The 6199-nt window shown below is 41.1% G+C and carries 6 protein-coding genes; 3 read left to right on the forward strand and 3 right to left on the reverse strand.

Going from position 1 to position 6199, the window contains the following annotated elements; translation table 11 throughout:
• A partial coding sequence (locus HMPREF0549_RS10080; protein WP_003716485.1) for an LTA synthase family protein occupies positions 1 to 1373 on the reverse strand: 1373 nt, incomplete at its 3' end.
• A 127-nt stretch (positions 1374 to 1500) separates the two neighbouring features.
• Complete coding sequence (locus tag HMPREF0549_RS01500) at positions 1501 to 1773, reverse strand: hypothetical protein (RefSeq protein WP_003716486.1); 273 nt, start codon at positions 1771 to 1773, stop codon at positions 1501 to 1503.
• Positions 1774 to 1931: 158 nt separating this feature from the next.
• On the opposite strand from HMPREF0549_RS01500, the gene HMPREF0549_RS01505 reads away from it, so the two are divergent.
• From HMPREF0549_RS01505 to HMPREF0549_RS01515, 3 genes are all read left to right on the forward strand, one after another.
• On the forward strand, positions 1932 to 2585 hold the full coding sequence (locus HMPREF0549_RS01505) for a histidine phosphatase family protein (RefSeq protein WP_003716487.1): 654 nt from the start codon (positions 1932 to 1934) through the stop codon (positions 2583 to 2585).
• A gap of 432 nt (positions 2586 to 3017) precedes the next feature.
• Entirely contained in the window at positions 3018 to 4439 is a 1422-nt protein-coding gene (locus HMPREF0549_RS01510; protein ID WP_040530923.1) for a basic amino acid/polyamine antiporter, read from the forward strand.
• Positions 4440 to 4452: 13 nt separating this feature from the next.
• Complete coding sequence (locus HMPREF0549_RS01515; RefSeq protein WP_003716489.1) at positions 4453 to 5574, forward strand: aminotransferase; 1122 nt, start codon at positions 4453 to 4455, stop codon at positions 5572 to 5574.
• Between the two features lie 69 nt (positions 5575 to 5643).
• On the opposite strand, the gene HMPREF0549_RS01520 is transcribed toward HMPREF0549_RS01515, so the two are convergent.
• Positions 5644 to 6199: DNA-binding domain-containing protein (locus tag HMPREF0549_RS01520; RefSeq protein WP_003716490.1), on the reverse strand; the 556-nt coding region annotated here is incomplete at its 5' end.

The following is a 6199-nucleotide window of genomic DNA, read 5'->3' on the forward strand; positions in this document are numbered from 1 at the left end:
GCGAGTGATTGATCAAGGTAATGAGCTGTCACAAAGTAATTGTCAACGGTAGTGTTCCCGGTATTGGTAGTTTGGAAATTAGGATCCTTATCTTCGTCATCCAAGCTGTACGGGAAGTGGTTAGTAACGGTAATAAACTTGGTATAGAACGGCTGCTGTAAGTTCTGTAAGTAGTTAACTGAGTTCTTAAAAAGCAGCTTATCCTTAAGGCCATACCCCGTTGCCTTATCACCAGAGGTATCATAGTAGCTTGCGTCGAAGAAGTATTGATACCCCAAGTTCTTGTAAACATTATTCCGGTTCCAGAAGCTGGCAACGTTACCATGAAAGACGGCACTAGTATAACCAGCTCGTTGATTTAGAATTGCTGGAGCACCCTGGAAGGTATTATCACTACCAAGAGTGGCAAAAAGCGACCCTTGAGGAAGCCCAAACGTACTTGTTTCAAGCATGTTTTCAGCGTCACTGGTCTTCCCTTGACCAACTTGGTGGAAGAAGTTATCAAATGCATAAGTATCACTACCATGATATAGGGAGTTTAAGAATGGGGTAACTTCTTGGCCATTGACCTTCTTATCAATTAAGAATTGTTGGAAGCTTTCAAGGTGGATAACAATCACGTTGCGTCCCTTAGCGATCCCGTACAGTTTGGGATTGGGGGATGCATAGTGCTTGTCGGTAAATTTTTTAACTTTTAATAGCTCTGACTTGGTGGCACTTTGGCGCATCTTGTTAATATGTTGCGATTTCACAACATCATACCCGGTAAATGCATCAATGCCGAGATATTTAACAATATAAGTTCGGTCAAACGTCCGGGTAAGTAATTGTGGCCGGCTCATTTCAGCCAATGAAAGATTAATACCGAAAAGTGTCAATGCCATTGAAGTAAATGCAAAGGCTAATTTACTGCTAATAGCACGGGGATCAAAGTGAATCTTGTGCAGCAGCATTAAAATGATAATAATGACAATGTCAAGCCAATAAAAAAGGTCGTGAACGTTGGTGAGGGCTAGTGAACTGCCGCTTAACCCCTGATTAACTTTTGAGTAACCAGTCATAGTCGCAATGGTCATAAAGTCAGTAAATTCACGATAATAGATGACGTTTAGGTACAGTAAAAGCGTGTTGGCAATATCTAATCCCATTAAAACCGGGTAGAAGAAGCGGGACCGCTTAAAGTAAAAGGCAATACTGTAAATTAATGCGGTAATTGGTAACGGATTAATTAGCAGAATAAGGTATTGAAAGATGCCTTCTGCTCCTAATTTAAAGTCAGTAAAGTAAGCAAATAATGTCTTTAACCAAAAAAGGACCACTAGAAGGGTGAAGAACCCGATCCTAGTGTCCACGAATTTGCTTAGTTTTTTCATTAGGAATGTTCCTCGCAATCGAGATTTAATAGTTATTTAATGCTAGCAAAACTAGCAAATCAATAGCCATTCTATCACAGATTAATTGAGAAACATTTATCTAAGAAAGATTGTTGTCAAAATTTAATTATTTGTTTACCTTAACCGGGACTGGTTCAGGTTCCACTAACCAGTCATGACTGAATAACTTGCGTAACTTTTTGTTAACGGGGATCCAGATCCCGGCGTGAAGAATATCTTTTAACGATTCAAGCATCGTTTTATCCTGCCGGTACTCCTTGGTTAATGGAATTACCAATAAGTGGCCTTCTTCTGTCACTACGGTAACTTTTTTAGCACTCATGGCAATAATTTTAGCCGCGACAATGTTAGGTTGAGAAGTAGTTTCTTTTAATGTCATTAATAATCCCTTCCTTCATCTTGGCTTTAAGGATAATGGGAAAGTATGAAGAAGCTGTGAAAACGAGGATAAGCAATTTCAAAGAATTGGTTCCTCTTCTAAATCACTAATGGAAGCGCTATAATTAAGAAGATCACAGAAGAACGGAGGATGGTTCAATGACAAAATTAAACATCTACTTAGTACGACATGGTCAAACGTACTACAACATTTATAACAAGCTTCAAGGATGGAGTAACTCTCCGCTGACGGAAAAGGGCAAGCAAGATGCTAAAAATGCTGGTGAACGGCTGAAAAATGTTCATTTTGATGCGGCCTTTTGTAGTGATACAACCCGGGCAATGGAAACCATTCAAAAGATTCTTGATTTGAATCAGGCAGACTCCGTACGTGAACCAGTTGCTGCCCCATATTTCCGTGAAGAGTTTTACGGCTCTTATGAGGGAACCAATATGGATTGGGCTTGGTATAACGCTGGTGCCCCACATGGCTACAATACGTTCAAGGAAATTGTTCTCGCAAGTTCCATTGGTCAAGCAAAGGATTGGCTGAAAGAGGCTGATCCATTCCATGATGCGGAAAATAATCAGGAATACTGGGAACGGATGAACAAGGGACTTGAATTAATTCGGCACGCTGACCTTCCTGAAGATGCCAACGTTCTGTGGGTAAGCCATGGGAATACTCTCTTAAGTCTTGTTGAAAAATTTGGTGGCGGCAAATATGATGTCACCGTCCGGCCCAAAAATGGTAGCCTCACCACCGCCACCCTCACCGACCACGATTTCAAGATTGAGGAGTATGACAAGTAGAGTGCCTTCGCCCCAAAGAGTTTCCGGAAAGCTAGCGATTTCTCCCGACTGGATGCTGAAAGCATCTGGGAGGGAGTTTGTTGTCTATAGGGGCTTCCCGGCGAACACGGTTTGACTTTGTTGCAGTAGAACGTCAGCTAGGCGGAAGTTGCGGTCACGGCGAACAGATCTCGGCTCTGTTGCCCAGAATTGTTAGCTCTAGCAACCTCTGCCAAGCACATTTAGCCCCTTAAACTTTGCAAAAAAACTGAGAGACCAGCAACCTAACTGATCTCCCAGCTTTTTGGACTAAAACGCAAACCTTGCAAAGCATTTAATCATATTTGAAAGAATTACTTAACACTGTTATAATTACCGCAACTAATAAATATTCATTATTTTGAATAAAGAATATTGAGTATTACTTGAGGATGGAGATTGGAGTTAATGCCAATGGATGAGAAAAAAGGAATTAATACAACCGAGCTAACGTTGTTGATTATCGGTTCAACAATTGGCTCAGGAGTTTTTGGAATAACGAGTGACTTAGCAACAGCAGCTGCACCTGGACCAGCGATTCTAGCATGGATTATCGTTGGAATTGGGGTTTTAACATTAGTATTATCGTTAAATAATCTTTCGCAAAAACGACCGGATCTGGATTCGGGGATCTTTAGTTATGCAGGGGCTGCATTTGGACCACTTGGTGAGTTCATTTCTGGATGGGCGTACTGGTTATCGGCCTGGCTTGGTAACATTGCGTTTGCCACGATTACAATGAGTGCGTTCGGGACATTCTTTCCCAAGGTGTTTGCAAATGGTCAAAATTTAGTATCCATTATTGTAGCAATTATTTTAACCTGGATTTTGACATTGTTAGTTAACCGGGGGATTGAATCAGCAGCATTTATAAATTCAATTGGAACAATATGCAAAATCATTCCGCTAGTTGTGTTCGTAATTTGTGTAATCATTGCTTTTAAGGCAAAGATGTTTACAGCAGACTTTTGGGGCAACGTTGCACAAAACGTTCATGGACTAAAGCAAACGTCACTATTTACCCAAGTTCGGTCATCAATTATTGTTATGATGTGGCTGTTCGTTGGGGTTGAAGGTGCGTCAGTGCTTTCGAGCCGGGCACGGACACGGACTGATGCAGAAAAGGCTTCAATTCTTGGTCTTGCTAGTTTATTGACAATTTACATCGTTGTTTCGATCTTGCCTTATGGAGTTATGACCCGGGCGCAGTTAGCTGCTGGTGGTCAACCGGCTCTTGGTGCGATTATGCAACACCTGGTTGGCGGTTGGGGTGCCGCATTGATTAGTATTGGGTTAATCATTTCAGTGCTAGTTTCCTGGCTTTCATGGACCATGTTGCCAGCTGAATCATTGATGCTAATGGCAGATGATCAAACCCTGCCAACCTCTTGGGGGAAGTTAAACAGCAAGAAAGCACCAACTCGAGCATTAATCATCACTGGGGTACTTCAGTCAATCTTCCTGTTCTCCTTATTATTCACTGATTATGCGTATAATTTTGCATATACTTTATGTACAGCCGCGATCCTTATTTGTTACTTCCTAGTTGGGGTTTACCAAATGGAATATAGTGGTCAAAATCATGAATGGGGTCAGTTTATCATTGGATTAATCGCAACCCTGTTTGAGTTAATGGCGATGGTATTATCAGGATGGAAGCAAGTGATGGTAGTTTCTGTCGGCTTTATCCCTGGTTTCATTTTTTACTTGCAAGCATGTAAGGAATTTAAGCACGTCGTTACTACTAAAGAAAAAATTGTTATGGCATTGATCGTTATCTTTGCCATAGTTTCACTAGTGTTAATTGGTAACGGTACAATTTCAATTAATAATTAGGAGGTTATGACTTATGGTAGAAATCGCTCCATTTGGTGTTGAGGCGTGGCTGAATAAATGGGAAAAGAGTGCTAAATACGATATTTCCCAAAGTACAATCGCATCATTAACAATGCATGAAGTCTTAAACCTTGATGGTAATAATGGTCAAGAGTTCTATGCAATGTTGGATCAACAAAAGATGAACTACGGCTGGATTGAGGGTTCACCTGAATTTAAGCAGGAAGTCGCTAAGCTGTACCAACATGTGGAGCCCGAAAATGTGTTACAGACTAACGGGGCCACTGGAGCTAATATCTTAGCCCTGTATAGTTTGATTCAACCAGGCGATCATGTTATTGCAGAATACCCTTCATACCAGCAGTTGTACGATATTCCTAAGTCGCTTGGGGCAGAAGTTGACTTTTGGCATATTCATGAAGAAGCCAACTGGTACCCAGACATTAACGAGCTGAAAAAACTGATTCGTCCTGATACGAAGATGATTTGCTTAAACAATGCTAATAATCCAACTGGGACAATTTTGGATAAGAAGTTCTTGGAACAGGTTGTTGAAATTGCAAAATCAGTTGGTGCATACGTTTTGGTTGATGAGGTTTATTTGCCGTTAGACGATCCAACGAAATTTACATCAATCATTGACCTCTATGATAAGGGAATCGCGACTAATTCACTTTCTAAAACCTATTCAGTACCAGGAATTCGGATCGGTTGGACCGCAACAAATAGTGAATTAGCAGATCTTTTCCGGAAATTCCGTGATTATACAATGATTTGTGGCGGTGTCTTTAATGATTTGCTTGCCACCTACGTTCTTTGTCACCGTGACCAGGTGTTGGCACGTAATCGAAAGCTGGTTCTCGGTAACTTGAAGATTTATCAAGAGTGGATTGAATATGAAGATCGTGCTTCAGTGGTAATGCCTCAAGCAGTTTCAACGTCATTCCCGAAGCTAGATGTTCCGGTAGATATTCATACTTTCTGTGAGAACTTGTTAAAGGATGAAGGAGTCTTGCTTGTTCCGGGAGACGCCTTTGATACACCAAAGCACGTTCGTTTAGGATACTGTGCTCCAAAAGCAACCCTTAAAGAAGGACTCAAACGATTATCAAGTTATCTTCATCAATGGGATTAGAAAGAAGCTTGATTCCCGCGATTAGACTTAGTAATAAAAAAGATCTGGAAATTATTTTCCAGATCTTTTTTACTCTTTGCTTACTAAACCGTCTAAGAACTTTTGAATGGAAATCCTGCCACCGGAAGAACGCTTGCCTTGCTGGTATAGCATTTCACTGTGGACGCTTTCGTAGCCAAAGAGCAGGTTAGAAATATCAGATAACTGTTCGTCATAGGGGTTGTCAATCAGGCGGTTAGCGATGTTTGCCAAACCAACTTTAATTGCTCGCCGAATTCGCTGATCGATTATCCGACGTTCGTGCTCTGAAATGCCCATTAATTGTTCTAGGTCAATATTCCGGTAATTCTCTTTTTGCACCTTCATCAGGGAGATGATCTTAAGAATATCACTCGTCCCTTTTTCAGAAGTCATCCCGAGATAGTTGAGGGTAGCGGTAGCTTGGTGGTGCGCTTCAGCCGATTTTGGCTGCGACTGGGGAGTAAAATTATTAACCATCTTCGAAATATCAGAGAGTTGGGTTGCCATTTGGAGGCTTTGCCTAACATTTTTAAGAACGGTTTTAACCTCAATCAAATTAATGGGCTTATTAATAAAAAATTCGATTCCGGCCTTATAAGCTTCC

The sequence above is a fragment of the Limosilactobacillus vaginalis DSM 5837 = ATCC 49540 genome (assembly GCF_000159435.1).
In the GTDB taxonomy this organism is placed as follows: Bacteria; Bacillota; Bacilli; order Lactobacillales; family Lactobacillaceae; genus Limosilactobacillus; species Limosilactobacillus vaginalis.

Bases quoted from the DNA above. Each gene is read 5' to 3' on its own strand.
- HMPREF0549_RS01500 (WP_003716486.1), bottom strand. From the start codon at position 1,773: ATGACATTAAAAGAAACTACTTCTCAACCTAACATTGTCGCGGCTAAA.
- HMPREF0549_RS01505 (WP_003716487.1), top strand. From the start codon at position 1,932: ATGACAAAATTAAACATCTACTTAGTACGACATGGTCAAACGTACTAC.
- HMPREF0549_RS01510 (WP_040530923.1), top strand. From the start codon at position 3,018: ATGGATGAGAAAAAAGGAATTAATACAACCGAGCTAACGTTGTTGATT.
- HMPREF0549_RS01515 (WP_003716489.1), top strand. From the start codon at position 4,453: ATGGTAGAAATCGCTCCATTTGGTGTTGAGGCGTGGCTGAATAAATGG.